General features: G+C 41.6%; 22 protein-coding genes. 9 read left to right on the top strand and 13 right to left on the bottom strand.

The features are described 5' to 3' along the window. Positions 1-126: 126 nt before the first annotated feature. Together IM515_RS18875 and IM515_RS18880 are read left to right on the top strand one after the other, a co-directional pair. Positions 127-2238 carry a DEAD/DEAH box helicase gene (locus IM515_RS18875; RefSeq protein ID WP_287630347.1) on the top strand — a complete coding sequence of 704 codons (2112 nt, stop codon included), beginning with the start codon at positions 127-129 and terminating at the stop codon, positions 2236-2238. Continuing rightward, positions 2231-2818, top strand: a complete 588-nt coding sequence (locus tag IM515_RS18880; RefSeq protein WP_052277095.1) for a DUF2290 domain-containing protein — start codon at positions 2231-2233, stop codon at positions 2816-2818. The genes IM515_RS18875 and IM515_RS18880 overlap by 8 nt, the downstream gene beginning before the upstream one ends. Here the strand turns inward: IM515_RS18880 and IM515_RS18885 are convergent. Beyond that, the gene (locus IM515_RS18885) at positions 2789-4075 is read right to left on the bottom strand and encodes an RNA-guided endonuclease InsQ/TnpB family protein (protein WP_052277096.1); all 1287 of its coding nucleotides are present in this window, start codon (positions 4073-4075) and stop codon (positions 2789-2791) included. The genes IM515_RS18880 and IM515_RS18885 overlap by 30 nt on opposite strands. A gap of 671 nt (positions 4076-4746) precedes the next feature. Beyond that, positions 4747-6918, bottom strand: coding sequence for an EF-hand domain-containing protein (locus tag IM515_RS18895; RefSeq protein ID WP_287627981.1), 2172 nt, complete (start codon positions 6916-6918; stop codon positions 4747-4749). A gap of 293 nt (positions 6919-7211) precedes the next feature. Between IM515_RS18895 and lepB the strand changes: the two genes are divergently transcribed. After that, on the top strand, positions 7212-7814 hold the full coding sequence (lepB, locus tag IM515_RS18900; RefSeq protein WP_287627980.1) for a signal peptidase I: 603 nt from the start codon (positions 7212-7214) through the stop codon (positions 7812-7814). Between the two features lie 260 nt (positions 7815-8074). Here lepB and IM515_RS18905 read toward each other — a convergent pair whose 3' ends face one another. The 6 genes from IM515_RS18905 to IM515_RS18930 form a co-directional block, all read right to left on the bottom strand. Next, positions 8075-8932, bottom strand: coding sequence for a hypothetical protein (locus tag IM515_RS18905; protein WP_287627979.1), 858 nt, complete (start codon positions 8930-8932; stop codon positions 8075-8077). Further along, entirely contained in the window at positions 8913-9587 is a 675-nt protein-coding gene (locus IM515_RS18910; RefSeq protein WP_185241044.1) for a helix-turn-helix domain-containing protein, read from the bottom strand. The genes IM515_RS18905 and IM515_RS18910 overlap by 20 nt, the downstream gene beginning before the upstream one ends. Further along, complete coding sequence (locus tag IM515_RS18915; RefSeq protein WP_287627977.1) at positions 9584-10399, bottom strand: TIGR04255 family protein; 816 nt, start codon at positions 10397-10399, stop codon at positions 9584-9586. The genes IM515_RS18910 and IM515_RS18915 overlap by 4 nt, the downstream gene beginning before the upstream one ends. A 394-nt stretch (positions 10400-10793) precedes the next feature. Then, a complete protein-coding gene (locus IM515_RS18920; protein WP_287629103.1) occupies positions 10794-11765 on the bottom strand; it encodes a ribose-phosphate pyrophosphokinase in 972 nt (323 codons plus the stop codon). A 204-nt stretch (positions 11766-11969) separates the two neighbouring features. Continuing rightward, on the bottom strand, positions 11970-13763 hold the full coding sequence (typA, locus tag IM515_RS18925; protein ID WP_130758283.1) for a translational GTPase TypA: 1794 nt from the start codon (positions 13761-13763) through the stop codon (positions 11970-11972). 152 nt (positions 13764-13915) lie between these two features. Then, on the bottom strand, positions 13916-14620 hold the full coding sequence (locus IM515_RS18930; protein WP_012265516.1) for a DUF1997 domain-containing protein: 705 nt from the start codon (positions 14618-14620) through the stop codon (positions 13916-13918). Between the two features lie 124 nt (positions 14621-14744). On the opposite strand from IM515_RS18930, the gene IM515_RS18935 reads away from it, so the two are divergent. Then, positions 14745-15404 carry an SDR family oxidoreductase gene (locus IM515_RS18935; protein WP_287629102.1) on the top strand — a complete coding sequence of 220 codons (660 nt, stop codon included), beginning with the start codon at positions 14745-14747 and terminating at the stop codon, positions 15402-15404. A gap of 25 nt (positions 15405-15429) precedes the next feature. Here the strand turns inward: IM515_RS18935 and IM515_RS18940 are convergent, their stop codons facing one another. Beyond that, positions 15430-15993 (bottom strand): Uma2 family endonuclease, encoded by a 564-nt coding sequence (locus tag IM515_RS18940; protein ID WP_287629100.1) that lies wholly within the window; start codon positions 15991-15993, stop codon positions 15430-15432. 21 nt (positions 15994-16014) lie between these two features. Between IM515_RS18940 and IM515_RS18945 the strand changes: the two genes are divergently transcribed. After that, positions 16015-16215 (top strand): ATP-binding protein, encoded by a 201-nt coding sequence (locus tag IM515_RS18945; RefSeq protein ID WP_287629099.1) that lies wholly within the window; start codon positions 16015-16017, stop codon positions 16213-16215. A gap of 15 nt (positions 16216-16230) precedes the next feature. Continuing rightward, positions 16231-16803 carry a L,D-transpeptidase gene (locus IM515_RS18950; protein ID WP_287629098.1) on the top strand — a complete coding sequence of 191 codons (573 nt, stop codon included), beginning with the start codon at positions 16231-16233 and terminating at the stop codon, positions 16801-16803. A 5-nt stretch (positions 16804-16808) separates the two neighbouring features. On the opposite strand, the gene IM515_RS18955 is transcribed toward IM515_RS18950, so the two are convergent. The 4 genes from IM515_RS18955 to IM515_RS18970 form a co-directional block, all read right to left on the bottom strand. Beyond that, a complete protein-coding gene (locus IM515_RS18955) occupies positions 16809-17525 on the bottom strand; it encodes a hypothetical protein (protein ID WP_287629097.1) in 717 nt (238 codons plus the stop codon). A gap of 123 nt (positions 17526-17648) precedes the next feature. Then, positions 17649-19157 carry a pentapeptide repeat-containing protein gene (locus tag IM515_RS18960; RefSeq protein WP_287629096.1) on the bottom strand — a complete coding sequence of 503 codons (1509 nt, stop codon included), beginning with the start codon at positions 19155-19157 and terminating at the stop codon, positions 17649-17651. 444 nt (positions 19158-19601) lie between these two features. Further along, the gene (locus tag IM515_RS18965) at positions 19602-19904 is read right to left on the bottom strand and encodes a hypothetical protein (RefSeq protein ID WP_002758478.1); all 303 of its coding nucleotides are present in this window, start codon (positions 19902-19904) and stop codon (positions 19602-19604) included. 171 nt (positions 19905-20075) lie between these two features. Next, positions 20076-20768, bottom strand: a complete 693-nt coding sequence (locus IM515_RS18970) for a response regulator transcription factor (RefSeq protein ID WP_193959561.1) — start codon at positions 20766-20768, stop codon at positions 20076-20078. 45 nt (positions 20769-20813) lie between these two features. Here IM515_RS18970 and IM515_RS18975 point away from each other — a divergent pair, with 45 nt between their 5' ends. The 3 genes from IM515_RS18975 (at position 20814) to IM515_RS18985 (ending at position 25626) form a co-directional block, all read left to right on the top strand. Then, positions 20814-22178 carry a sensor histidine kinase gene (locus IM515_RS18975; protein WP_287629095.1) on the top strand — a complete coding sequence of 455 codons (1365 nt, stop codon included), beginning with the start codon at positions 20814-20816 and terminating at the stop codon, positions 22176-22178. 501 nt (positions 22179-22679) lie between these two features. After that, positions 22680-23081, top strand: a complete 402-nt coding sequence (psb27, locus tag IM515_RS18980) for a photosystem II protein Psb27 (RefSeq protein ID WP_002732185.1) — start codon at positions 22680-22682, stop codon at positions 23079-23081. Positions 23082-23256: 175 nt separating this feature from the next. Further along, positions 23257-25626 carry an endonuclease MutS2 gene (locus IM515_RS18985; RefSeq protein ID WP_287629093.1) on the top strand — a complete coding sequence of 790 codons (2370 nt, stop codon included), beginning with the start codon at positions 23257-23259 and terminating at the stop codon, positions 25624-25626. Positions 25627-26252: the final 626 nt, after the last annotated feature.

Genomic DNA, 26252 nt, shown 5'->3' on the forward strand with positions numbered 1-26252 from the left:
TGAGGATTAAACCATAATCATAACATGACTTGATGGTTGAAAAAATGCTATAGTAATTTTGTTGCCCTCCTCAAGAATCAATAGGCATCTAATGATTCTGCTAAAAGAACTCCCGAGGTAAAAATTATGGTTAACGTTATTCGCGGTTCTTCAGCTAAACCTGTATCTTCTCAAAGATTAGCTAAATATTTTGAGGAAAGAACAGATCTAGAGGGAACATTGTATATCGGCTATCCTATTATTGGAACTCCCCAAGGAGGATATCAAATTGATGCTCTATTAGTCTCTCGTCAGCAAGGGGTTATTATTTTTAATATTGATGAGGGAAAAAATTATGATTTGGATATTGAAGGTACTCAAGACGAGAGCATAACCAAGTTAGAAGCAAAACTGCTGTCTTATAAAGAGCTTGTTCAAAAAAGAAAGCTAATGGTTAACATTTCTGTTGCCACCTATGCACCGATTTGGAATAATTATCCAGAAGGAATTAACCTAGAGGAATATCCTGTTCTTATTAAAGATAAAGATCTTGATGATTTTATCGAGAAATATCAAGGCAATGATTCTGAATATTTCGAGAAAGTCAACTCAGTTATACAAGCTGTTACAACCATTAGAAAAAAAGACGCTCGCAATTATGTCGTTAAACCGGATTCTAGGGGAGCAAAGTTAAAAAACTTAGAAGATTCTATCGCTAATCTTGATGAAACTCAAAATAAGGCTGTTTTAGAAACGACTAAAGGTGTACAAAGAATTAGAGGTTTAGCTGGTTCGGGAAAAACAATTGTCTTAGCGCTGAAAGTAGCTTATCTTCATGCAACTCATCCCGATTGGAATATTGCTGTTACCTTCTATACACGCTCGTTAAAGGATCAATACAAAGATTTAATTACTCGGTTTAGTTATGAGCATAAAAATTCCGAACCAGACTGGGAAAAAGTAAAAATTATTCACGCTTGGGGGAGTCCTAAGATAGAAGGAATTTATTATGAGCTATGTAAACGACATAATATTGAATATTTAGATTTTAGTCAAGCAGACAACCTAACATATTCGGATGAAGAACCTTTTGAGTTTGCCTGTCAAAAAGCCTTGCAAGAGATTAAAAAATTTCATCAATATTATGATCTTATTTTAATTGATGAAGCCCAAGATTTTCCTCAAGACTTCTTAAGACTCTGCTATGAAATCTTGAAAGATGATAAACGTTTAGTTTATGCCTATGATGAGTTGCAAAGCTTAAATAGTAAAGTCATGGATTCTCCCGAAGTTATTTTTGGAAATGATAACCATGGTAATCCTAGAGTTAAATTGGAGAATTTACCCAGCGAACCCCAACAAGATGTGGTTTTAAATACTTGTTACAGAAATTCTCGTCCTATTCTTTCCTCTGCTCATGCTCTAGGTTTTGGAGTTTATTATCCACAGGGACTAATTCAAATGTTTGATAATCGTCAATTATGGCAAGATATTGGTTATGAGGTTGAAGAAGGAGAATTAAAATCAGGAGAATTTGTTAAACTGATTAGAACCCCCAAAACCAGTCCTAAATTCCTTGAAGAACATTCTTCTATCGATGATATTATCAACTTTAAATCTTTCGATAACAACCAGGAGCAATTTGAATGGCTAGTGGAACAAATTGCAAAGAATCTCAACGAAGATGAATTAAGATGCCAAGATATTATGGTTATCCATCCAATACCTAAAAATGCTCGCAACGTTTTTGGAAAAGCTAGAGAAATGTTATTTACAAAAAATATTAATTCTCATTTAGCAGGCAGCACATCTTCTCCCGATGAGTTTTTTCAAGAAAACTCGATTGCTTTTACACAGATTTATCGTGCAAAAGGCAATGAAGCGGCAATGGTTTATTTCATTAACGCTCAAGAAGGTTTCTCTGGTTCACCATCAGAAATTGCTAGTAAACGCAATATTTTATTTACAGCGATGACTAGAAGTAAAGCTTGGTTAAGAGTTATTGGTTATGGAGCAAATATGCAAGCTTTAGAGACGGAATTTCAGGAAATTAAATCGAGAAATTTTGCTCTTGAGTTTACCTATCCAACCCCAGAAGAACTTCAACAAATGAAGAAGGTTTATCGAGATACTCTTAATACCAAGAGAGATAAAAATGACAGGGAAAAGCAAGCAATATTAGCTAAGGCTAAACGGGGTGAAATACGATTTTCAGCAGATGAAATAAAAATACTAGAAGAATCGTCTAGAAATGCTTAATGTTCAGAATATCTTTAAAGATGTTAAAAATTTAACGGCTAAATTGATAGAAGTAGGATTATCAAGTCAGCAGAACTTTCCGACTTTGAATAAATTGAGTCAAAATATTTCTGAGATTAGCTATGCCAATAGTTCCGACTTATCCATTGCCCTAAAAAATGTTGCCTATCAAGATATTTATGATGAGCTTGATCGCGGGAAGAATTATAATATTAAAATGATTGATGGAGCCTTGATTCAATTACTTTATCGCTTCCAAGGATCGCAGTTATTATCCCATAGACTAGCTTTCTTCTCATCCCCTTATTTAGAATCTTTTCAAAATGAGCCAGAACTATATGAAGAAGACGAGATATTTGCCGATATTATCGCCAAAAATATTGTAGCTGTACCGATTAGATTTGATTACGATCCTGATAATTTTCAAGAGATTCATCACCCCAGATGTCATCTCACCCTAGGACAATTCAAAAACTGCCGAATTCCAGTGTCCTCCCCTTTAACACCCAGCATATTTATTGCTTTTATCCTTCTTGACATACTCCCACCGTCAAGCTACGCTGTGACGGGGGATTCTTGACCTATCACTATCGGAAATTCCTTGTTCAACGAGACAGCTTAGATTCTCAATGTCTCCATTAAGAATCCAGAGGCCGGACTCTCCCAAGGCGTTTGGGTCGGTTTCTGTTTGCCCAACAGTACCGTTGAGATGATTTCCCAAATATTGCAACCCTTTTTTAAGAATATTTATTGCTGCATTATGATCCCTATCTAAGACTGTTTTACAATTGGGGCATTGATGAGTTCTAGTGCTTAATGTTTTTTGAACTCTCGTCCCACAAACTGAACAATCTTGGCTAGTGAAATGGGGAGGAACAGCAACACAAACAATCCGATAAATCTTGGCAAAATAATTCAACCATTCAGTGAATTGATACCAAGAAGCATCACTAATCGACTTGGCAAGCTTACGGTTTTTGACTAAGTTTCTTACCTTTAAAGCCTCATAGACTACCAGATCATTAGACTGGACTAACGCCAAAGCGTCTTTAATTGCTTTGTCTTTACGTTGTCTTGATACTTTCAAGTGAAGTTTAGCTACTTTTATCCGTTGCTTGTGATAGTTTTTAGACTGTTTCTTTCCTTGACGAAACTTTTTGGATAATCTCCTTTGTGCTTTTTTCAGTCGTTTTTCTGACTTTCTTAAATAACGTGGATTCTCTACAGTATTGCCTTGGGCATCGGTATAAAATTCCTTTAACCCTAAGTCAATTCCTGTTATTTGTCCCGTTGGTTTATGGTATTCTTGCCGTTCTACGTCAATCAAAAACTGGCAATAATAACCGTCAGCACGTCTAACAACTCTTACCCGTTTAATCTGTTGTTCTGAATAATAAACTAATGTCTTTTGACTACACCATAAATCAAATTCTCCTGCTTTAAAGCCATCGGTAAATCTGATTTTACGTCGGTCATCAGATAGTTTGTAGCCCGTTAATTTGTATTCAACAGAACGACTATGCTTTTTAAATCGGGGAAAACCCTTTTTACCTGGTATCTTGGCATGACAATTATGATAAAATCGACTAATTGATTGCCAGGCTCTATCAGCAGCCGATTGACGAGCTTGAGAGTTTAATTTATTTACCCATGGTGTCTCTTTATTGTCTGCTAGTACAGCACAAAGCTTTTGAAGATCATTACGGGTTGTCCCCTTATTGTCCATCCAATAACGAACACAAGAGTTACGTACAAACTGAGAAGTTCTAATAGCTTCATCAAGTTTTTGGTATTGTTCTGGTGTCCCGTTTTTTAACTTGGCTTCTACGACTAGCATTGATTAATCCTCGACCATTGGATAGTTTAATTATAACACAGTTTACCCACAGATGGTAGTATTAAAATCGTGCTTCGCAGTTAATATCCTGGTCGGATTTCATCCCCCGCAAAGGTGAGTAAGTACCTAAGCAAAATTAATTACACATCTAAGCCACTACTCCGTCAGACTTCTGGTGTGAGGAAACAGTGAACTGAAAACTCAAATCCGATCCCTAATAGCTGTCTCCCTTCTCCCGTCTCCCGTCTCCTGTCTCGGAGTCTCCTGTCTCCTGTCTCGACTAGGAAATTAATTTTGCACGACTACTTATCTTGTCGAAAAATCTAGCGGGGGCATTCATCCGACATTTTAGGTAACTTTTACAATACAGCCTATCATCTATATTCCGAGCAGATCAATTTTAACAATCAGCGATTTCCAGAAACCATAACTGAAATAGAAACAAATATACTACATTTTGCTATTAAATCTCCCTCTCTATAGTCCCTATCGGATTTACCCTCATACAGTTCAGCAAAACCTCGAAATTTTTTCTCAAAAAAGCTTGACAAAATCCCTCAACTTGACTTATACTTTCTAGTATAATGGGAATCCGTGCCTGCCTGCGAACAGCTATTTTTTGAGAGAATTAAAGGAGTCAGGGAAAATAAAGACTCCTTAGCCAAGACAGTTTATTTGTGGAATTGGTGGAGTAGGTTGCGAAATTCCTGAAAACTAATCAGATTATTGCAACCTGTATCGGCCTGCTGTAACATAGCTTCGATTTCCTTGTCTGTCACCCTCGGTTCGATCGCCTGAAGACAAGCTTTTAACTCCTCAAGGCTAATTTGTCCCGAACCATCACTATCGAATAGCTGGAATCTTTCTAATAAAATTCTTTCCTGTTGATCAAGATCGCTCTCACTACTAAAAGATAGACGATCGAAGACCTGAAAAGCGCGGGCGATATTCTGCCATAATTGATGGGCCAGAGGACGATGGAGAATCGTTTCCTCCTCCTGACCAGTAACTCCGTACTGGCGACGCAAAGACTTGACAGTTTCGGTTTCTGCGGCCGGCAATTCCGTCAATAAATGCTCGATCGCCTCCCTGGAACTCTTACCGGTTAACACTTCCAGCAATTCCGATCCCACCTGGCGATCGGGGTCTTTTTTCCAAGTCACCAACAAACTTTCTAACAAAGCATCGCGATAACTCTGCAAACGCAACCAATCCTCGCGACTATACTGCTTTTCCGGATCGAGAAGTTCGGCCGATTCCACACCCAACTCTGTTAAAATTGCCTGATGTTCCGCATCAGTAATCGTTAACTCTAAACGCATTTGTTGCAGGATTTCGAGGCTGTGGCCGAAGTCAGTATATCCCTGCTCCAAAGCCTCTTTTAACACGGCTTTATAGGCTTTTAAACACTTCTGGTGGGTGAAATCCGGCAGTATCTTGGCCAACACATACACCTCATCCGCATCCAAAGTTTCCAGCGATCGCCGATCAAGATATTTAGCTGTATCGAGACCCAGTTTACCCAACTGTTTACGCAATCTTCCCGCTAGTCCTTCCCGTTGGTAAAGACCCGGATTCCTTGTCCAGGTGCGATATAACCATAAACTACTCAAAACAGCCGCTAAAATACTAGCGAAATAATGCCAAAATTTTGGCAAAAGATTAATAAAAGGACGACCACCGAAAATAAGGAAGAAATTGAAAATCAGAAAAGTTCCGACAGTAAAGACGCGGTGACGGATAATTTCTGTCGATAAGGGCGACTTTTGGCGAATTCTATAGACTTTATAGGCATTTTCAACTTTTTTACCGAGAAAGTAACCCAAAAAAGTGCAGATTGCCAAAGTTAAGGGGACAGCTACCAACTCCGGAATCGCAATTGCCTGACCTGCAAGATAAAAACCCGGTTTAAAGAGGGATTCTAGCTGATTTTCGTCGTGCGCCCAAGCTCCAGAGAAATAATAGTCCCAATTGCCAGCATATAGATAATAATAGATAAAATAGCCAAAAACTAAGCCAAAATAACCGTAATAAAGCCATTGGCGATCGCTTTTAGTAATCCCGTCCCAATAGGCTCTTTCCGCATCGATATCGATACAGGGACTCTGACAGGCAACACAGGCACTTTGTTCGCTACCATCTTCATGGACAATACGACACATAGATTGAGTAATCCCACCGCGACTGTCTTCATGAGCGGTGCTATTCAGTAAACCCCTCGGTTCACAGTAAATCCTTTCCACTGGACTCATGGGACAGAAGTAGTTACACCAAGATTTGCCCCCATACCAATAACCCACAAAGATGGCCGCTAGAATAGTAAAGATTAAAAAGCTACCCAAGACTAAGCGATCGGAATTATCAAAGAGAATCCGTCCGCATAAACCCAAAAATAACAGACTTAATTGTAGATAGAGATAATTCCGGGCTAACCAAGAGTTTTTCGGCACTTTATAGATTTCATAGCGGACTTTCCCCGATTTATCGGTGTATTTTTTCTGACGCTGTTTACCCAAAGCGCGCGGTATTTGAGAAAGAAAGGATAAAGGACAGATACGCCGCCAGAGTTCGTGACCGAATACTAATAAGATAAAAATGCTACTAGGAACCACTATTCCCCAAAAAATCGGCGCAGCTAACTGATAGGAGGATTGGGGTAGGCAAACTCCCTGGACTTTAATGCACACATTGCGAGCAACTCTCAGGGGACTAGCAAGATTATTAGGATCGGTTAATTGTGCCGAAATCGGGTCAAAAAACAGAGAAAATATCAGAATTAACCAAGCGATGGTAACAACCCATCGCAGATAGTGCATTGATCGTTCGGGAATTTGTGCAAACATAGGTCTAAGTAGTGACGGAGAAGAGACTTTTAAGGGAGATTAGGGCTTCAATCCTCGAATTTAACGTTTTTCCTCTAATAGCGGCGAAAAACTTGCCTTTTTGAGGGACTGCATTGCCTTTTTCTACCCCCGAGGAAATTCCCCTTCAGGCAGCAGGATGCGGCGTTGACAAATTAACAGTGATCCAGTATATGTGGGAAAATTGTCTTAAAATATTATCTACGCTGCTACTATCACTAAACTAGAACATTAAAGAGCGCATTAGCTTAATCCTTCTCAAAAGTTTAAATTCTATGGCTGAAAGCTTGAACCATAAATCAGAAAAACCTTCTCCCCCTCCCGTACCCCAAGAAAATCCTTGGCTAGAAGCAGTTAAAACCATTGTCACGGCTGGAATTTTGGCTTTTGGCATCCGCACTTTTGTGGCCGAGGCCCGTTATATTCCCTCTTCTTCCATGGAACCCACTCTCCAGATTAACGATCGCCTAATTATCGAGAAAGTTAGCTATCATTTTCATAAGCCAGAACGGGGTGATATAGTGGTTTTTAGTCCGACAGCCGCTCTAAAAGCTCAAAATTTTCACGATGCTTTTATTAAACGGGTGATTGGACTGCCGGGGGATAAGGTGGAAGTCAAAAACGGTTTAGTTTACGTCAACGGTAAAGTTTTAGCGGAAAAATATATCGCCGAAGAACCTAATTATACTTTCGGACCGGTGACAGTTCCCCCCGATCAGTATCTGGTTTTGGGCGATAATCGCAATAATAGTTATGATTCCCACGCTTGGGGCTTCGTTCCTCGGGAAAACTTAATCGGTCGCGCCGTGGTGCGTTTTTGGCCCTTCAATCGTCTGGGAGGACTTGACAACCCCGACGCTGCCACAAATCGGAATTAATGTCAAGAAAATTTAGTCATTTTCAATAAATTCTAGACATTCTCGACTGGTGAAAGTCTCCACTGGTCTAATATTGGTCTTCTCAATCCCGATCGAAATGACTAGAGATTTTTCAGTATTATGAGGTACAGTAACTAATATCAGTTATCAGTTTTTTAGCCATCAGCTTGTTTCTCCCTCTTCCCTAAAACTGGAGACTTTGTATCTGACCAGTATCAGAATTGCGACAATATTTGGAAAATTGTTTTAATTCTAGTTTTCTATAAATCTAACTTTTCAATATTGCTTTGGGCCATAGACAAATGATCAAGATCCAGTGGATCACTGTCAACATAATCTTTTGCGGTCATATCTTCTAAGCTTACTACTAAACCATCAGACTGAAAACGTCCAGATTTAGGTAATAAATTTAACCACTTGTCTAGCCATTTGTCCCATCCAATGCCATTATAGTCGTCTTGTTCTTCTTCACGAATAAAATAAAACATAAGTTCAGGATTTTCATCATTCCACGAAGGTCTTGCACTAACTCTAATTTCTCGCAAAGCTCGTAAGGCTTCCCCTTCATCACTTTGTTTAGTATGCTTATCTTGCATCCGTTTTTGAAGTTTACTGACAAATTGAATAAAATCATCTGGAAAAGCAAAACGGATTCTTTTTCTTGCTATCGCTTGTGTTAAGAGTCTTTTTTCTTGATCAGTTACACAACCCTGTTGACGATTCCATTGTAAGATTAATGCTTTTTCGACTGTCATTACCCTATCGAGATCAGCTACTAAGTTTAGTTTGGCAACTCCTTCAATGTAAGCGTATTGAGGTCGTCTGCCTTTTTTTATCTCACTAATTTGTTCAGCTTCAATTTCTACCAGAGGAACAACTTCTAAAAAAGGACGTTTACAACAAGAACGGACAATATCGCAAGTTTGTGTAACAACAACTAGACCTTTTACTTCCGATTCTACAAGATCATTTTCTTCAGCATCTTGCTTTGTAGAATCAGGTGTAAGAGGAAATTGAGGATTAAATCGATGAACAAACCACTGTTCTCCTAAAACAAAATCCCCTTGACACCATTTGTGTAACTCATTGTTAATGAGATCAATCTGTTTGCTTTCCACTGCGATTTTGACCACTCCTCAATGTTTTAGCAGGTCTAGAACGTCCAACATCATGATGAATAGAATCTTGTAAAGCATCAATTAATATCTCCGGTGGTAAAGGCCTACGAAGCTCACTCTCCTCCTCAGACAAGGGTGTTAATTGCGGTCTTTTGGGTGGATTACCACGCCCAAGATTCTCTCTTACTTTATCATATTCTCCTGCTCTTAATTGGTCTAAAGGCAGTTCCCCATCAGCATTAGGATTCAATAATAACTTACGGTTAAGACTTGCACTTCCTCGATCAATATATCTAATCACTCCCAGTAATCTATTTAATTTCTCCTCATTGTCACTAGCTAGAGGCTGTCCACTTGCCCAAAAATGAATGCTTCGACGTGAAACATCAAATAGTTTGGCAACTTGCTCCCAGGTCAGTCCACTGGTTTTTCTTAGTTCATTAATCGCTTTTTGACTATCTTGAAAAAGATGAGGATTGTGCTTCGGAATAACTATTCCGCTATTAGTTCTTTCTGAAATCGCTAGTAACTTTTGAGTGGCAAGACTACCAGAGCTAATGGTACTGGATTCCGCAATACCAGCAAACATTCTAAATCGTTTTTGAGGATTGATTGGGCCAAAAGTATTTGAACGTTCAAGCACTGAGTTACTCATTGTTCACCTCCAAAGCGTCTTAGAAATTCTTCGGTTACTGACCATCGGAAAAAAGTATAAATTCTTTCAGAAAATCGTTTTGCATCCTCTAAAATTTTTTCAACGTCAAATTCTTGATTCTCTGAAATAGACATATCTAAATCAAGAAACCAACTCGGTTGATCAATCGGTTCAAGGACATTTGGATCAAAAGTAGTGTTACCCGGAATCAATCCCCATCGTGCTAAAAGTGTCTCTTGGGTATTAGGTAACTGAAACAGAGATTCATTATAACTTTGAAGAATATATTCTTGAAATGTTGACGCTGTAATATTTATCAGTTCTGATCTGACTAAATTAGAAATATTCCCTACATCAATACCCTCAATACGATCAACATATCTAATACCGATTCGCTCAACAAGGTTGGGTTGAATATGTTCATTAACCGCAGTTAAAACTTCTCTCATTCGCTCTAAAAAGTCCTGACGACTGACATACTTTGATGTGTCTAAGGCTACAAAATTAGATGCTAATGAGACTCGCCAATGATTATTGGCATCTGTAAATCGCCAGATAGCCTCAGCTTGAGATCTGACGGCATCTTTTTCTTGATTATCAAAAGTTAATTGATAAGTTCGTTCCTGCCGTAACTTAGGATACTTTGTTCTAATAGCTTCCTGAAATGGAGTCACAAATTTCTTATCCTCAACGGCCAGAATTTGTGGGAACCGTACTTGTCCAAGCACACACACTAGAGGTGCATTAGTTAAGTGAACCTCTGGAGGAGTTGGATCGATCAGTGGATTGTTAATATCGACCACTTTGGACATTTTAGGCTATTTATCTCCTGTATTAAGCGTTTTTAGCTAATAAGTAGGGAGGCACAATTATTTGTAGGATGGGTTAGCGGTAGCGTAACCCATGCAGGCGTTGGGTTTCATGCTTCAACCCAACCTACGTTCATCTTATATTTAATTCCACCCACCCACTCAGAACACAATAACTATCGGAAGAACTGTTCTGTATCTCCATTGTACGGCAAGACTGTGAAATAACCAGTGAAGTTTAAGAATTGCTATATTTAATTTTCCGATCGATTCTCTCTCTACACCTTCCCCCTCTCTCAGCCAGATGGAGTGGTTGATACTGCCATTAACCCACCCCATTTCCACAGAAAAGGGCTAAATATAAAAATTCCCCCTAAAACTAGGGGGATTCAAGCATCTATTTGAACATATTACTCACGGAATTGTCCTCATGGATGCGCCATATTGCCTCACCCAGAATCGGGGCAACCGGCAAGACTTTTAGTTGCGGGAAAAAATGTTCTTGCGGCACGGGAATCGTGTTAGTAACGATCACCTCCTCGACTATGCCACTGGATAAACGCTCGATCGCAGGACCGGAAAAAACCGGATGGGTGGCACAAGCATAAACCTGTCGCGCCCCCTTATCTTTCAGTAACTGCGCCCCTTGAGCGATCGTACCGGCCGTATCGATCATATCATCGACTAAAACCGCCGTTTTATCCTTAACATCGCCGATCAAGTTCATCACTTCCGCCACATTATGGGTTTGCCGGCGTTTGTCAATAATTGCCAGGGGTGCATCATCGAGTTTTTTGGCAAAAGCCCGCGCCCTAGCCACCCCACCCACATCGGGAGAAACCACGACGATATCGGGTAATTTTTTACTGAGAAGATAGTCCACCACCACTGGGGAACCGTAAACGTGATCGAAGGGAATATCGAAATAACCTTGAATTTGGGCCGAATGCAAATCCATGGCCAACACGCGACTTGCCCCCGCTTCCGTGATTAGATTAGCCACCAGTTTAGCTGCGATCGATTCCCGTCCGGCGGTTTTGCGATCGGCGCGAGCATAACCATAATAGGGAATTACGGCGGTAATTTGTCGGGCAGAAGCACGACGACAGGCATCAATCATGATCAACAATTCCATCAAATGATCGTTGACGGGATTGCAACAGGGTTGAATTAAATAGACATCACAGCCGCGGATCGATTCCTGAATCTGGATGTACAATTCACCATCGGCGAAACGTTTACGAATCATCGGTCCCACATCCATACCCAGATAACGGGCCACCTCTTGGGCAAGAGATACATTAGCGGATCCCGAAAAGAGACGCAGACGATTGCTGTCCGACGCGGCGGGAAACATCGGATGTCGCATCAAAGTAGCAGAATAGCTCACAGCAGATTCTTTACCCTCAAACTCAAGGCACTTTTTTCTATCATCTCAGTTTTGTTGAAAATCTGAGTGGATTTCTTTGTTAGATCTCAATCTTAACCAATTACCGATCATCTTCCAGTCGTTGCGGCCCCTTTTAGCGGCAATTGCCATGGCCAAATTGCCGCCAGATTTTGTCAAAACCGATTAACGTTTGGCTAACTTTTTCACCGGTAATTTACGCAGACGGATCGATTTCGGGGTAATTTCTACCAACTCATCTGGTCCAATGTATTCGAGGGCGCGTTCGAGACTCATATCCACGGGGGATTGTAACTGAACCAATTCATCCCCGGTGGCGGAACGATGGTTAGTTAACTGTTTAGTTTTACAGATATTGATCTCCACGTCTTGGGGCCGGTTACTTTCGCCGATAATCATGTTTTTATACACTTTTGTCCCCGGAGTAATAAAGAATACCCCCCGGTCCTCGGCGTTTTTGAGGGAGTAGAAAGTGGCCACTCCTTCCTCAAAGGCAGTAATCACGCCATTGTAACGGGTGGCTAATTCCCCGGAAAAAGGACGATATTCGAGAAAACTATGGTTCATAATCCCCTCACCGCGACTCAGACGGATAAATTCCCCCCGGAAACCGATTAAACCCCGGGCCGGAATCACGAATTCCAATTGAGTACGGCCATTGCTGCCCGTCTGCATATCCTGCATTTCCCCTTTCCGTTGGCCGAGACGTTCGATACTGGAACCTACCGCTTCTTCGGGTACATCTAAAACGAGGTATTCGTAGGGTTCGCAGGGTTGACCGTTTATTTCCCGATAGATAACCTGCGGCTGCGATACTTGGAATTCGTAGCCTTCCCGACGCATGGTTTCGATGAGAATGCCTAAATGCAGTTCTCCCCGTCCCGAAACTAGGAATTTCTCGGCAGAATCACTTTCTTCCACCCGCAGAGCGACGTTAGTTTCTAATTCTCGCATCAGACGATCGCGAATTTGCCGCGAGGTGACAAAAGTGCCTTCCTGACCGGCAAAGGGAGAATCGTTAACCGAGAAGGTCATTTGTAGGGTCGGTTCATCGACTTTAATTAGGGGTAAAGCTTGCGGGTCATCGGCTAAAGTTACCGTTTCCCCGATGTTAGCGTCGGCAAAACCAGCCACAGCGACGATATTACCAGCGCTGGACTCGTTTAGTTCCACCCGTTTGAGGCCTTCAAAACCAAGAAGTTTTGTTATTTTACCCTTGACAATTGCGCCCGTATCCTTTACTAAAGCAGCCTGTTGACCGGCTTTAATTACGCCGTTATGGATGCGGCCGATAACGATGCGTCCTAAGTATTCCGAGTAATCGAGGGTGGTTACTTGCAACTGTAGGGGTTTGTTAATGTCCCCGGCCGGTGGTGGAACGTGGTGTAAAATCGCCTCAAACAGGGGCTGCATATCTTTGTCTTCGTCTTCGAGGCTTTCTTTGGCGAATCCTTGCATCCCGGAAGCGAACAGAGTAGTAAAATCACATTGGTCGTCATCGGCACCCAGTTCCACAAACAGATCGAAAACTTTGTCCACGGCTAGGTTAGGATCCACGTTAGGGCGATCGATTTTATTGACCACGACAATCGGTCTTAATCCCTTTTCTAGGGCTTTTTTCAGCACAAAACGGGTTTGGGGCATCGGCCCCTCGTTAGCATCGACAATCAGGATACAACCGTCCACCATACCTAAAACCCGTTCCACTTCGCCACCAAAGTCGGCGTGACCGGGAGTATCGACGATGTTAATCAGGGTGTCTTGGTAACGAACGGCGGTGTTTTTGGCCAGAATGGTGATACCGCGTTCTCTTTCGAGGTCATTGGAATCCATGACGCAGGTGGGTACATCTTCCCCTTCTCGAAAGATCCCCGACTGTTTGAGGAGTGCATCGACGAGGGTGGTTTTCCCGTGGTCAACGTGAGCAATGATAGCAACGTTACGGATAGGCAGAGACATAAAATATTGAAGTAGTCTTAGGTTTATTTTTACGGGTAAACATTTCTTAATAATTCTAGCTTAGACTGACCAGCACCGTTAGCAAATCTTTATTTTTCCTTGCTTTCCCATCAGCAAGCTCTACTGCTTACTGTTGACAGACCCCCCAAACCCTAGGCAAGTAACCCACCCTCGCAGGAGTCGAGACGATAGAAAAGACGACTGGAGGCAGGGGGTAGGGGTAAATTGAAGCTAGAGTGAAAATCCTCTTGAACTTTGTAGGTTAAGCGGGGGGAAACTTGGCGAACAATTTGCGTCAACAGTTTATCACCGGTTTTTTGGAGAATGGGACGGGGAATCTTATAAATAAACTTGGGAAACTTAACCATAACATCCATACGCAGTTCCCAGGTGACTTGGGTGATAACCGCCGGAATATCCCGTCCCTGTTGCCGAAAAATTGCCTCAATTTCCCGACTAGGAGAAGATAGCGGCATTTCCTCTAGTTTCATAATTGCCTGATAATCCACTAGATAGCCCAAAAACGGTTGATCGGGAATGGGGACACTGCGAGTATGATAGACTCCATTGACGGGAAGTTCCAGAACCACAGCGATTTTCGGCTCCAGTTCATAGCCAAAAGCTCCATATTTACCGATGGTGATAATATAACCATTCTCACCGAAGGGCAGAGTTTTCATCGGTTCGGCACAACGACAAAACCAACCTTCGTGAGCGCCCAGATAATCGGCAACCTTGTCCTGATTGCTATACATATCCATGGCTCCGGCAAAACGGGTTTGAAAACCGAGAAATTGATTGTCTTCTTTGACTTCTACAGATTCGCGAGCTAGGGAGTTAATGAGGGGACGCTGCATGACTTATAAACCTGGCAAATGATAGTACTAGAAACATTTGGGGATTAACCGCCAAAGGATCAGGGAAATTTGTAGAATCGAGATTAGTGTAACGTATTGTTAAAAACTATTAGGTCAAGAAGCGATGAAAGCATTTGTAGCAGGAGCCACGGGGGAAACGGGACGGCGAATTGTTGCCCAATTAGTCGAACGTCAGATTCCCGTCCGCGCTTTGGTGAGAAACCCAGAGAAAGCGGCGGAAATTTTGCCCGCAGGGGTAGAAATCGTCGTCGGAGATGTGCAACAGGCCGATAAGTTAGAGGCACTCATCGCTGATTGTAGCGTTTTGCTATGCGCCACGGGAGCCAGACCGAGTTTTAATCCCACGGAACCTTTGTTAGTGGACTACTTGGGAACTAAAAATCTCATCGATGCCGCAAAAAAGAAAGGAATCGAGCATTTTGTTCTCGTTACTTCCCTCTGTGTATCTAACTTTTTCCATCCCCTCAATCTCTTTTGGTTAATTTTATTCTGGAAAAAACAAGCGGAGGACTATTTAATCAATAGTGGCTTAACCTACACGATTGTGCGCCCCGGCGGCCTTAAAAACGATGATAATCTTAATGCAATTAAAATGTCATCCGCAGATACCCTTTCTGAGGGCAATATTCCCCGCACAAAAGTGGCCTCGGTTTGCGTAGAATCCTTATTTTATCCCGCCGCTAACAATAAAATTCTCGAAATTGTTGCCCCCTCAGACGCACCCAATCTCGATTGGCCCCAATTGTTTCAAAGTGTCACCTAAACAGTAATCAGTTATCAGTTATCAGTTAACCTCTTAACCAGTCAAATAATTGACCGAGGGTGATTTGAAAATTCGTAGCAAAAGCGGGGACGGGTAAAAGAGCATTTTCTGATTCAAAAATAGCGATAGTTCGATCACTAAAATAAACAAAGATAATTTCTTCTTCTGGATCGATTAACCAACCCATTTGAGTGCCGTGATCTAGACAATAAAGAATATTTTTAACAACTTTAGTCTGATTTTGATCTGGAGAGAGAATTTCAATTAACCAGTCAGGAGCGATCGCAAAATTATTTAATACTTTTCCCTCGCCATCGCGGGGAATATTTTCCCAGAGAAAAACTGAAACATCAGGAACTAGAGAACGACTGCCAAAAGTACAACGCAATTCGGGATAGGCACGGGCAATTCGTTGGGGTTTTAGACTAGCGTTAATCGCTGGAACTAAATCACCTTGAATAGTGCTACGTTTACCTTGGGGCATGGGTTTAGGAATAATTTGACCGTCAATAAATTCCTTGGCGGGTTTAGTTTCTGGTAATTGTAGAAATTCCCTTAGTGTCAGGGAATTATTAACAGTCACAACCATAAAATTTTTTTATTGATCGTTATGCTCGTTAATTTTATCGCAATTTCTCCAAGCAGAGAAGATCAAAAACAGTTATATAAAAATGTCCGTCACCTCCCTGGGAAAGGGTTGGGTTTGGTGGTAGCGCAGAAATGCGTGGAACTACACGGAGGCTCGATCGAAATTGCTAGTATCTCCTGTAATGGAATCACTGTCACGATTCTATTACCGAAAGTGGCCTGAAAATAAAATCATTATATGCTAAAAGTTTTAAACGATATGGCGGAATTTTTCAAGAATCGTTGTCGCGGCCCAAATCCGCTTAAGCAATTAGCGCTGCTTTTTCTCCTGTGTCTCGCTTTCGTTGTCTGTAGTCCTGAAACGGCCTCAACTACGCCGGACAATTACATGACACTAACCCCCACAGGATTGACCAATAAGCTAGGCAATCCACTTTACCAACTCAGCCTTTACGGTAACGGGCAGTTAATCGCCGCTTACATGACCGTCGCCGGACGGGCGCATACTCAGAATTATAATCGCCATCAAGCCGGGACAGAAGCACCCTTGCCAGACGGGAAATATCGGGTAGCCAGAGAGCCTGTTCCAGGAACAATTCCAGAAGCAGGAGATCGTTTCCTCCCCATACAGCCTTTGTTTCGGACTCATCGTTCAGCTTTGGGCATTCACTACGATCCGTCCTTTGAAAAACCCAATGGCGAAGACGGGACATCAGGATGTATCGCCCTGACCAACCGAGCGGATCTCGACCAGGTGTTGAATTACGTTCGTACTTATCGACCTCAATATCTCGAAGTTAATATTCAGTAATTCACTCACTTACATTCTATGTAATCGTAAATTTTCGGGTCTTCCACTGGTTTTAACTCTCGACGAGGACACCACTGATTAATATTGACTGCCTTAGCTTTATTCTTCATCTCTTGCGGTACTTGCGGTATTTGCTGATTAGCCTCTTGCGTATTCTTGTAATTAATCACGGCTGGATAGAAATACTTTCCATTCTTAAAAATTGCTAAGTTGTGCTGTAATTTTTTAAACTTATCTTTGAGTATTTCTATCTTATCTTGAGCCTTTTGGGAGCTATCTAATTGAGCATCAATTATAATGGCTCCTAGGCCGCCATCCATTATTTCTCCTCTCTTACAGTCATAATAACTTACACCCAGTTTAACTGCTCTATTTTTCCTCCAGTCGGGACGACACCACTCTTGAAGATTAACGACAAAAGAGCCTCGAGAATATTCACTATCAATTATATTTCTTGATTCATCAGCATCAGTTTTAGATTTAAATAAAACAACGCTTGCATACCAGTTTCTCCGCTTAAATAAATAATTTTCTTTTTGATATTGTGGGAATCTTTGAGGAAGTTGGTCTGTTTCATTTTTTGCTTTTTTAATGTCCCGCTCTGAACTATAAACTACTCCATAGGAAAAAGCTGAATCTGGTTGATCTTGAGAAGATGCCAAGGGAGCAAGACATACACTTAACATTAAAATAGTTAAAATTAAACGGTAGTAATATTTCATATATAGCGTTTCCTGTTTGCGAGAGGTACATTATTGATGTTGAAAAGCTTAATCAGCAAAGGTTTAACTGTGCCACACAGGGGTGAGAACTGCTATAAATCTCTAGCTGCAAGTTTTAAATGTTTATTTAGAATTGCCTAGATATTGCTCAGTTGGGTTACACCATCTATCGGTTTTGGTAATCCTAGAATTAGTGTTAGTGTTTTTAAAATCGGTTAATTTTAACCAAGTGATTTGATTTTTATCATCTTCTGTATTTTCAAATTTAGTTCTTTTAGTTCCCTGACTGTAACAAACATTCTGGAATTTTGATGATGTACTAATTTTTATATTTTTAAGCTTAGTATTGTAGAAATTTGACAAATTCAAAGTAGCACCTGAAAAATCTACCCTTTGTAGAGTAGCCGAGCTAAAAATGGATAATGTCAAGTCTGCATTTGTTAATTTTACATCAGTCAGATTAGCTCTTGTCATATCGGCTTTGTAAATTTTTACTCCATTCATATCGACATCTTGTAATACTATATCTTGTAAATTAGCGCGATCTAATTTAATTTCTGGGTTGGGTTTGTTTATCAAGTTTGATTCAGCCAGATAAGTGATAACTTTCCCTTTTCTTGGGCCATCTAATTCATCTAAAACAGCTAGTGTTAAAGCTCGGGCAATAGCTTGAGACTCTGGTGACAATTTAGGTTGATTTTGATCCAGCGATGGAGAGGCAGTTGGCTTATTATTAGATTTTGGCAACGTTTTTTCTGCGAGAATTAAAGTTTGCATCTTGGAGAAATAATCTTTTAAAAGTTCTTGCTGTTTTCCCTCTTTAGCTATTTGCTTGTCTCTAGTTTCAGAAGCATAATTTAAATAGAAAGCACCAAAAGCTAACATCAAAGGGACAATCAATAATTGTAACCAATCCCAAAAACTTTTTTTCTGGAAGCCAGACCATTTAAAATTTGATATCCAGTTTGATATGATGATTACAAGGAATATACTAAGTGATAATAACAGCACTGAAAGCAGCCCTTTTATCCAGGGTTTATCACTTCCAAATTCACCGATTAGAGCAATAGCAACGACTATCAAAAACCCAAATATAACCAAGAATATATATACCCAATTTTTTCCTTTCTCGAAGAAATCTCTAATTTTATTATGTTTAAGTTGCGGTGATTGCTGCTTCAGATAGCTGGCAAAATCTATATCAATTGGTTCACTATCTTTGTCTGTTCCAGCTTCGTCATCAGTGAATATCAGAAAAGCCAGAGCTTTGCCATTTATTTTTTTTTTCGATGAATTTTCTGGCAAATCATTCAACCATCTTAAGGAATACTTTAGTCGTTCAATAATCTCATCACTTTCGAAGGGCGAATAAATCCCAGGAACTCCTCTGATATCAAGATTGCGATGTTCGATAATATGATGTTCGATAATATCATGTCGTTTTAGTATTTGCAGTTCCTTAGCTTCTATCGTTCCTATGTTAAAGAAGTGTGTATTTGATAAGCCAATTCCGTAATGCCAAAGTTCCTTCTCTTGTTCCCACCATTTGACAAGCTTGCCGTAATATTCACTATCTGGATTAACGGTTTCTTCAATGCGTATAATTAATCGTGCGATTTCTGAAGCTGTCATAAATATCCCCAGTGGTGCAGAAAACCCATAAAAGACTTGCTGTACAAGGAGTCCGAATTAGATAGCGGGTTGACAGGAGGAACAACTTTATGAGGTGCTTAAGTTCCGCAACTAAAAGACATCGCTAGGTCAGCCTTTATCTTTGTATCCTAAACTATTTGAACAGCTAAGTCAATCAGGGTAAGCACTTCTTAACAATCCTTGACAAAATGAACTTTATGTGAGTTGCTCATCCCATTTTTCTTTATTTGTGGCAGGCATCCTACACGCCTTTCCCTTTCTGGGAGAGGGGTTGGGGGTGAGGGTAATTAACCATCTCTGCTATTACTTTAGAAAAATGGTATTATTGCCTTTTGTCAACGGGGAAGTCCAAATATTCAGCCAACCCTAAATAAATCGGAGCGAGAATCATTCTCAATCAGGGGAAAACTTCCGGGGAAGAAATTAGGAAACACCACCCAGACGGGCGTATTCTAAAATTGACTGGCTAAGAGCATCGCGATCATCGCGGGTGAGATAATAATTCCGGCCGCCGATATCATTGAGAAATCGCAGTAGGGCAAGACAAGCGGACTCTAGATCCGCCCGGTGTCGGGCAGCCGCTAAAGCTTGTTCAGAGGTGGCATAAACTAGGCAATCGCTAATTCCTTCCCTGCCATCCACTCGCCAACATTGAAAAGAATAACCCTGCATTTCTAGGATCAATTCAATCTGCCAACCGTGATAGTCAAATCGCGTGTAAATCATGTCAAGCAGCCCCGTTTAGGAGAGGAGAGTCACAGGTTTGACCGCTCTGATTGTCTTAGAAGTCCCGCACCTGTCTAACTCTCTAATTTAACGGGTGATTATGGAAACCCTCTGCAAACTTCGTGCAGATTTCGTGCAGAAATGATTTTGTCTACTGTCCCAAGGCAGATATTACTTTAAACGATAACCAAGACCGTGAACGGTTTCAATAAAGTCTTCCGGCGCACCGAGGGATTTTAGCTTGTGACGAAGACCGCGAATATGGGAAGTAACGGTTTCCTCGGCCGGAGAATCGTCCAAAGACCAAACTCGCTCAATAATACCCGATCGACTTAAGACCCGGCGCCCATGGGTAACAAGTAATTCTAAGAGAGCGAATTCCTTGGGGGTGAGGGAAAGAAGTTGACCGTTATAACTGGCCTCGTGGGTACTTGCATTTAACTGCAACCCCCCCCAAGATAATAAAACACTGCTGGTGCTGCTGCCACGTCGGATCAAGGCCCGAATCCGCGCCATTAATTCGCCCAAATCGAAGGGTTTAGTGACATAATCATCGGCCCCTGCGTCTAATCCGTCGATTTTATCGATTACCGTATCCCTTGCGGTTAATAATAGGACGGGAACGGTGGCATTAGCAGAGACGGGATGATGGGGTTCCGCTCGTCGCAGACGTTGACAGAGTAAAGTTCCGCTTAATTTTGGCAGGGTGACATCGAGAACTAAAAGATCATATTTGCCTAATTCTAGCCAATTCCAGCCTTCTTCTCCGTCTCTAGCCACATCAACAACGTATTGTCGCTCGCTCAAGGCCTCTCGCAAAATCTCGGCTAGTTGCATATCATCTTCTACTACTAAAATTCGCATGGTCTAGACATAGAGTAAGCTGGAAATAGCGTCGGTTAACTCCTGATGAATTGGCTCAAACAAGGAAAATGGATCGCGGGAGGTTTCGGGCTAACTGTCTTATTGATGGGAACTATTAGCCTAGTTTCCTATCGCAATACCCTCGCTCTGCGTCAGCGCGCTGCCGAGGTGGAAGTTACCTACGAGATTATCGATAATCTCAGTAATCTTTACGCTAACATGGCGGTGGCCGAATCGGGAAGACGGGGTTATATCAAAACTGGCAGCCCCAGTGAATTGGGCCGTCATCGTCGGGCGATCGCTTTGATGCAATCTAACTGGCAACTCCTGGCTAAACAATTAGAAAACGGCACAGATTTCGAGCGGGAAATGGTGACTCAGATCGGGGATTTAATGTATCGGCGAATTGCTCTATTTAATCAATCGATCGCCACCTATAAATCTGATCAATCCGATGATCTTTTTCAAGATGCAATCACGGTTAAAAGTGTCCAGATTCGGGATAAGTTTCAAAATCTTCTTATCTATTTACAAGCTAGTCAGAAAAGGAATTTAAGAAGTAGCATTGCTAGTTCTAGGGATAGTATCCGCGAAAATTCTCTGTTGGGTTTACTGGGAACTTTTACTAGCTTTGGGATTATTTGCGGAGTTTATTTTTTAGTTTTTTGGCAAGAGAAACGGCGACAAAACAGTGAGAAGATTCACCAATTATTACTACAAGAAAAAGAAATCTCTGATCTAAAAATTCAGCTTTTTTCCATGATATCCCATGAGTTCCGAACCCCTTTAACCGTGATTCTTTCTGCCTCGCAGTTATTAGAAAATGGCTTAAAAGATGCAGATCAGTCGAGCAGAAAAAACCTATATAGAATCCAGTCTTCTGTCAAGCTAATGAATCAATTCTTAACAGATATTTTGATTTTAACTAGGGCAGAATCTGGCAATCTCAGTTGTCAACTAGAGCCGCTCGATATTGAAGCTTTTTGTTTAAATTTAGTCGAAGATTTTCAATTTATCAATAAAAATAATACACCGATTAAATTTGTCAGTCAGGGATTGATGATTCGTCCCTATCTAGATGAGAAACTGCTCTACTCGATTTTAAGTAATTTACTCTTAAATGCGATTAAATATTCCCCCACAGGAGCAGGGATTAGTTTGATTTTGTGGAAAGATAGCGATCGCATTGTTTTTCAAGTCCGGGACCACGGTATCGGCATTGCCGAGGAAGATAGAGGTAAGATCTATGAACCCTTTTATCGGGGTCAGAATGTGGAAAATATTATCGGCACGGGATTGGGGTTAGCAGTGGTTAAAAAATGCGTCGAACTCCACCGCGGCGAAATCGCCCTAGATAGCCAAGTGGATAAGGGAACAAGCTTTACCGTCAAACTGCCGATTTCACCTTAGTTTCAGCTTGAGCGGTCTAAAGATTACAAAATGTAACTTTCTTTCTTCCGAAATGGGACGAAAGCAAAGAAGAATTTTTAAGTAAGTAGTTATAATTAAATTGAAGATAGATTTTGCCTCTGATCCCCCCTTAGTCCCCCCTTGATAAGGGGGGTGCCGATCCCCCCTGCTCCCCTTGATAAGGGGGGTGTCTGACAACTTTTAACACCTACCTACTTATCTTCTAGATAAATCGATCGCAAAGTCCAATCTCGATCGATCCTGAAACCGCCACCAGTGCCTGATCGCGGCCCGAATTAGTCCAGAATCAACTCACTCCGGGTTGATGGCATGGCAACTTTTAGGCAAAAATAGGGCTTTTGCCGTCAAAAAAGCCTATATTTGGGCTATTTACCCCCCAGTTGACCCCTGATTTTTGCAGCCAGTTGACTCCCATGAAGAACTGGTCACGGTTTCCTGATAGGATAAGGTGACTTGGGATTAACTTATGGTGTTGAAAATATGTCTCTAAAACCTTACATTTCTCGCTTATTAGCTTTGGTTCTCGTCCTGGTCATCGGATTGATGGGTTGTTCTGGTAGTTCGGGGTTAACCGGCAATTACGGACAGGATACCCTAACAGTGATTGAAACTTTAACCACAGCCCTTGATTTAGTCAAAGATGACCCGAATAAAGCGGCAGTTGAGTCGCAAGCAAAGGAACAAATCAACGATTACATCTCCCTCTACCGACGAGATAAAAAATCCGGGGGTTTGCGTTCTTTCACTACTATGCAAACAGCCTTAAACTCTCTGGCAGGTTATTATACCGCCTACGGTTCCCGTCCCATCCCCGACAAACTCAAACAACGTTTAAAACAAGAATTTAAACAGGTGCAATTCTCTCTCCAGAAAGGAATTTAGATACAGATTAGGGGTTGGGTGTTAGGGTTTTAGGGGGTTAGGGTTTTGGGGTATTAGTTGAAATCCCCCCATCTCCCCACACCCCACACCCCACACCCCACACCCCACTCCTGTAAAAATCAGACCAAATCCGGTTAGACTAGAAATACAAAGCGTATTATAAAAAACTACAAAATTGATTCAAGACGAAACCCTAGAATTATTGGAATGGCCGCGGCTATGTCAACACCTAGCTACTTTTGCAGCGACTAAACTCGGTGCGATCGCGATTCGTCAATTGCCGTTACCAGAAAGCAAAGAGGAAAGTTTAAACCTACTCTGCCAAACCAAAGAAGTTTATAGCTTAGAACAAAAATTAGATAGTCGTCTTTCCTTTGATGGGATTACCGACATCGGTGATGCCCTAGAAAGGGCGCATCTGGGGGGTTTATTATCGGGACAGGAACTTTTAAATATTGCCACGACTTTGGCCGGAGTGCGACGTTTACGGCGTTTAATTGACGAACAAGAAGATATACCAGTTTTAAAAGAGTTAGTAGCCGAAATTCGCACCTATCCAGAGATAGAACAGGAGATACACCGTTGTATCGATGAAGATGGCCGGATATCCGATCGCGCTAGTCCCCAATTACGGGAAATTCGGGGACAAATGAAGGTGATTAAAGAGCGAATTTACCGCAAATTGCAGGATATCATGCAAAAACAGGGCGGTGCTATCCAAGAAGCGGTGATTACCCAAAGAAGCGACCGCTGGGTGATTCCCGTCAAAGCAGCGCAAAAAGAGCAAATACCAGGGATAATTCACGATACTTCCAGCACAGGGGCGACTTTTTACATTGAACCTCACTCTATCGTTGACCAAGGCAATCAACTGCGGCAATATCGTCGTCAGGAACAAATCGAAGAAGAAAAAATCCTGCGGCAGTTAAGTAATACAATCGCCGAAGCCTTTGACGACTTAGAATATTTACTAGCGATCGCTACTAGGCTCGATCTGGCCACCGCTAGGGCCCGTTACAGTTTATGGTTAGAGGGTAATCCCCCCCACTTTATCGATGGTTCGGAAACGATTACTTTACGGAATTTGCGTCATCCTTTGCTCTGGTGGCAAAAACACCACGAACAGGGGGGGGAGGTGGTACCGATAAATGTGCAGATTAGCCCAGAAATTCGCGTTGTTGCCATCACCGGACCAAATACCGGCGGAAAAACCGTTACTTTAAAAACCCTCGGATTAGCGGCTTTAATGGCGAAAGCGGGCCTGTTTATTCCAGCGCGGGAACCGGTGGAGATACCTTGGTTCGATCAGGTTTTAGCCGATATCGGAGATGAACAGTCTTTGCAACAGAGTTTATCGACTTTTTCGGGTCACATTCGCCGGATTGTCCGCATTTTAGCGGCGTTAAATTCTCGTTCTTTGGTTTTACTCGATGAGGTGGGAGCAGGTACGGATCCGGCCGAGGGAAGTCCTTTAGCGATCGCTATTTTACAATACCTCGCTGATCATAGTTTACTGACGGTGGCTACCACCCACTACGGGGAATTAAAAGCGTTGAAGTATCGAGATTCTCGCTTTGAAAATGCCTCGGTAGAGTTTGATGATCGCACTCTTTCCCCCACTTATCGACTATTATGGGGCATTCCGGGGCGTTCTAATGCTTTAACTATTGCCCAGCGTTTGGGATTAAGTCCCGAAATTGTGGCCGAAGCGAGAAATCATCTGGGGGGGTTATCGGAGGAGATAAATCAAGTAATTGCTGGTTTGGAAGCGCAAAGACGGGAACAGGAGTCAAAAGCTAAGGAGGCTAGTCAATTACTCCAACAAACGGAGAAATTTTATACAGAAGTTTCTACACGGGCTAATTCTCTACAGGAGAGAGAGCGAGAATTAAAGCGTTATCAGGAGCAGGAGATACAAAAGGCTTTATTATCGGCAAAAGCAGAGATTAATGACGTTATTCGCCGATTGCAATCAGGAACAAAAACCGGTAGAGATGCCCAAAAAGCCACAGAGGAATTAACTGCGATCGCAGAAAGGTTATTACCAAAAACGGAAAAAACTAAGGTTAATTATCGTCCGCAAGTGGGGGAAAGGGTACGCTTGCCCAATTTGGGACAAACTGCCGAAGTTTTAGCAATTTCACCGGAATCAGAGGAGATTTCCCTGCGTTTCGGGATGATGAAGATGACCCTACCCTTAGACCAGATTGAGTCTTTGGATGGTCAAAAAGTGGAAACTGCGCCAAAACCTGCCAAAAATTTGCCCCAAACTCCCACAAAACCCCAGGAGACCCCTTTAATTCGTACTGCTAATAATACCGTCGATATTCGCGGTTCCAGGGTGGCAGAGTCAGAAACGGATATCGAACAGGCGATCGTCAGGGCTACCCCATCGGGTATATTATGGATTATTCACGGTAAAGGTACGGGGAAATTGCGTCAAGGTGTTCACGATTTCCTATCCCGTCATCCCCAGGTAAAACGCTTTCAATTAGCACCCCAAAATGAGGGCGGTTCGGGAGTAACTATCGCTTATTTAACTTAGGGTTTGCCAAAAAGGTTTTTTGTCGGGTTAGAAGTCAGTTATCAGTTATCAGTTATCAGTTATCAGATGCGAGTTTTCAGTTCACTGTTTACTGGACGGCTACGCCGTGCCTTTGGCAACACTGAAAATACTCCCCAACTCCCACTCTACAATAACTGCTGGCAGCCAGAAATACATTGGGTTGTTATCATACTTTGTGCTTTTTGTCAAAAAAACTTTTTTTTTGCAATAAAACTACACAAAAAAAAGATCATCGTTATGGGTGAAATTGACTCATTTACCCGTCTTAATTAGGATCAACTTCTAGGTGTGGCAAGGGTTTCAACCGTTGCTGCCCAAAAAAGCACAAGATAACCCATTATGAAATTCTATCAAATCGCTGTAACCATTGGAACATCGTTGTTAAATAAAAATCTTTCTCAATTAATTCTTAAGAATTTATAAATATTGCGGAATGTTAATTTAAATATTCTCAAGTTTTTGGAGTCAGTAGATAATTTTTGCTTATCTTTGTCCAACATTGGGTTAGAAGTCAGTTATCAGTTATCAGTTATCAGTTATCAGTGATCAGTTATCAGTTATCAGTTATCAGTTATCAGTTATCAGTTATCAGTTATCAGTTATCA

Origin of the sequence: Microcystis sp. M44BS1 (genome assembly GCF_020244875.1) — a bacterium.
Classification (GTDB): domain Bacteria; phylum Cyanobacteriota; class Cyanobacteriia; order Cyanobacteriales; family Microcystaceae; genus Microcystis; species Microcystis panniformis.

What these genes read in the sequence shown, in the direction of transcription:
- IM515_RS18875 (WP_287630347.1), top strand. Translation starts at nt 127, where the DNA reads ATGGTTAACGTTATTCGCGGTTCTTCAGCTAAACCTGTATCTTCTCAA.
- IM515_RS18880 (WP_052277095.1), top strand. Translation starts at nt 2,231, where the DNA reads ATGCTTAATGTTCAGAATATCTTTAAAGATGTTAAAAATTTAACGGCT.
- IM515_RS18885 (WP_052277096.1), bottom strand. Translation starts at nt 4,075, where the DNA reads ATGCTAGTCGTAGAAGCCAAGTTAAAAAACGGGACACCAGAACAATAC.
- IM515_RS18895 (WP_287627981.1), bottom strand. Translation starts at nt 6,918, where the DNA reads ATGTTTGCACAAATTCCCGAACGATCAATGCACTATCTGCGATGGGTT.
- lepB (WP_287627980.1), top strand. Translation starts at nt 7,212, where the DNA reads ATGGCTGAAAGCTTGAACCATAAATCAGAAAAACCTTCTCCCCCTCCC.
- IM515_RS18910 (WP_185241044.1), bottom strand. Translation starts at nt 9,587, where the DNA reads ATGAGTAACTCAGTGCTTGAACGTTCAAATACTTTTGGCCCAATCAAT.
- IM515_RS18915 (WP_287627977.1), bottom strand. Translation starts at nt 10,399, where the DNA reads ATGTCCAAAGTGGTCGATATTAACAATCCACTGATCGATCCAACTCCT.
- IM515_RS18920 (WP_287629103.1), bottom strand. Translation starts at nt 11,765, where the DNA reads ATGCGACATCCGATGTTTCCCGCCGCGTCGGACAGCAATCGTCTGCGT.
- typA (WP_130758283.1), bottom strand. Translation starts at nt 13,763, where the DNA reads ATGTCTCTGCCTATCCGTAACGTTGCTATCATTGCTCACGTTGACCAC.
- IM515_RS18930 (WP_012265516.1), bottom strand. Translation starts at nt 14,620, where the DNA reads ATGCAGCGTCCCCTCATTAACTCCCTAGCTCGCGAATCTGTAGAAGTC.
- IM515_RS18935 (WP_287629102.1), top strand. Translation starts at nt 14,745, where the DNA reads ATGAAAGCATTTGTAGCAGGAGCCACGGGGGAAACGGGACGGCGAATT.
- IM515_RS18940 (WP_287629100.1), bottom strand. Translation starts at nt 15,993, where the DNA reads ATGGTTGTGACTGTTAATAATTCCCTGACACTAAGGGAATTTCTACAA.
- IM515_RS18945 (WP_287629099.1), top strand. Translation starts at nt 16,015, where the DNA reads ATGCTCGTTAATTTTATCGCAATTTCTCCAAGCAGAGAAGATCAAAAA.
- IM515_RS18950 (WP_287629098.1), top strand. Translation starts at nt 16,231, where the DNA reads ATGCTAAAAGTTTTAAACGATATGGCGGAATTTTTCAAGAATCGTTGT.
- IM515_RS18955 (WP_287629097.1), bottom strand. Translation starts at nt 17,525, where the DNA reads ATGAAATATTACTACCGTTTAATTTTAACTATTTTAATGTTAAGTGTA.
- IM515_RS18960 (WP_287629096.1), bottom strand. Translation starts at nt 19,157, where the DNA reads ATGACAGCTTCAGAAATCGCACGATTAATTATACGCATTGAAGAAACC.
- IM515_RS18965 (WP_002758478.1), bottom strand. Translation starts at nt 19,904, where the DNA reads ATGATTTACACGCGATTTGACTATCACGGTTGGCAGATTGAATTGATC.
- IM515_RS18970 (WP_193959561.1), bottom strand. Translation starts at nt 20,768, where the DNA reads ATGCGAATTTTAGTAGTAGAAGATGATATGCAACTAGCCGAGATTTTG.
- IM515_RS18975 (WP_287629095.1), top strand. Translation starts at nt 20,814, where the DNA reads ATGAATTGGCTCAAACAAGGAAAATGGATCGCGGGAGGTTTCGGGCTA.
- psb27 (WP_002732185.1), top strand. Translation starts at nt 22,680, where the DNA reads ATGTCTCTAAAACCTTACATTTCTCGCTTATTAGCTTTGGTTCTCGTC.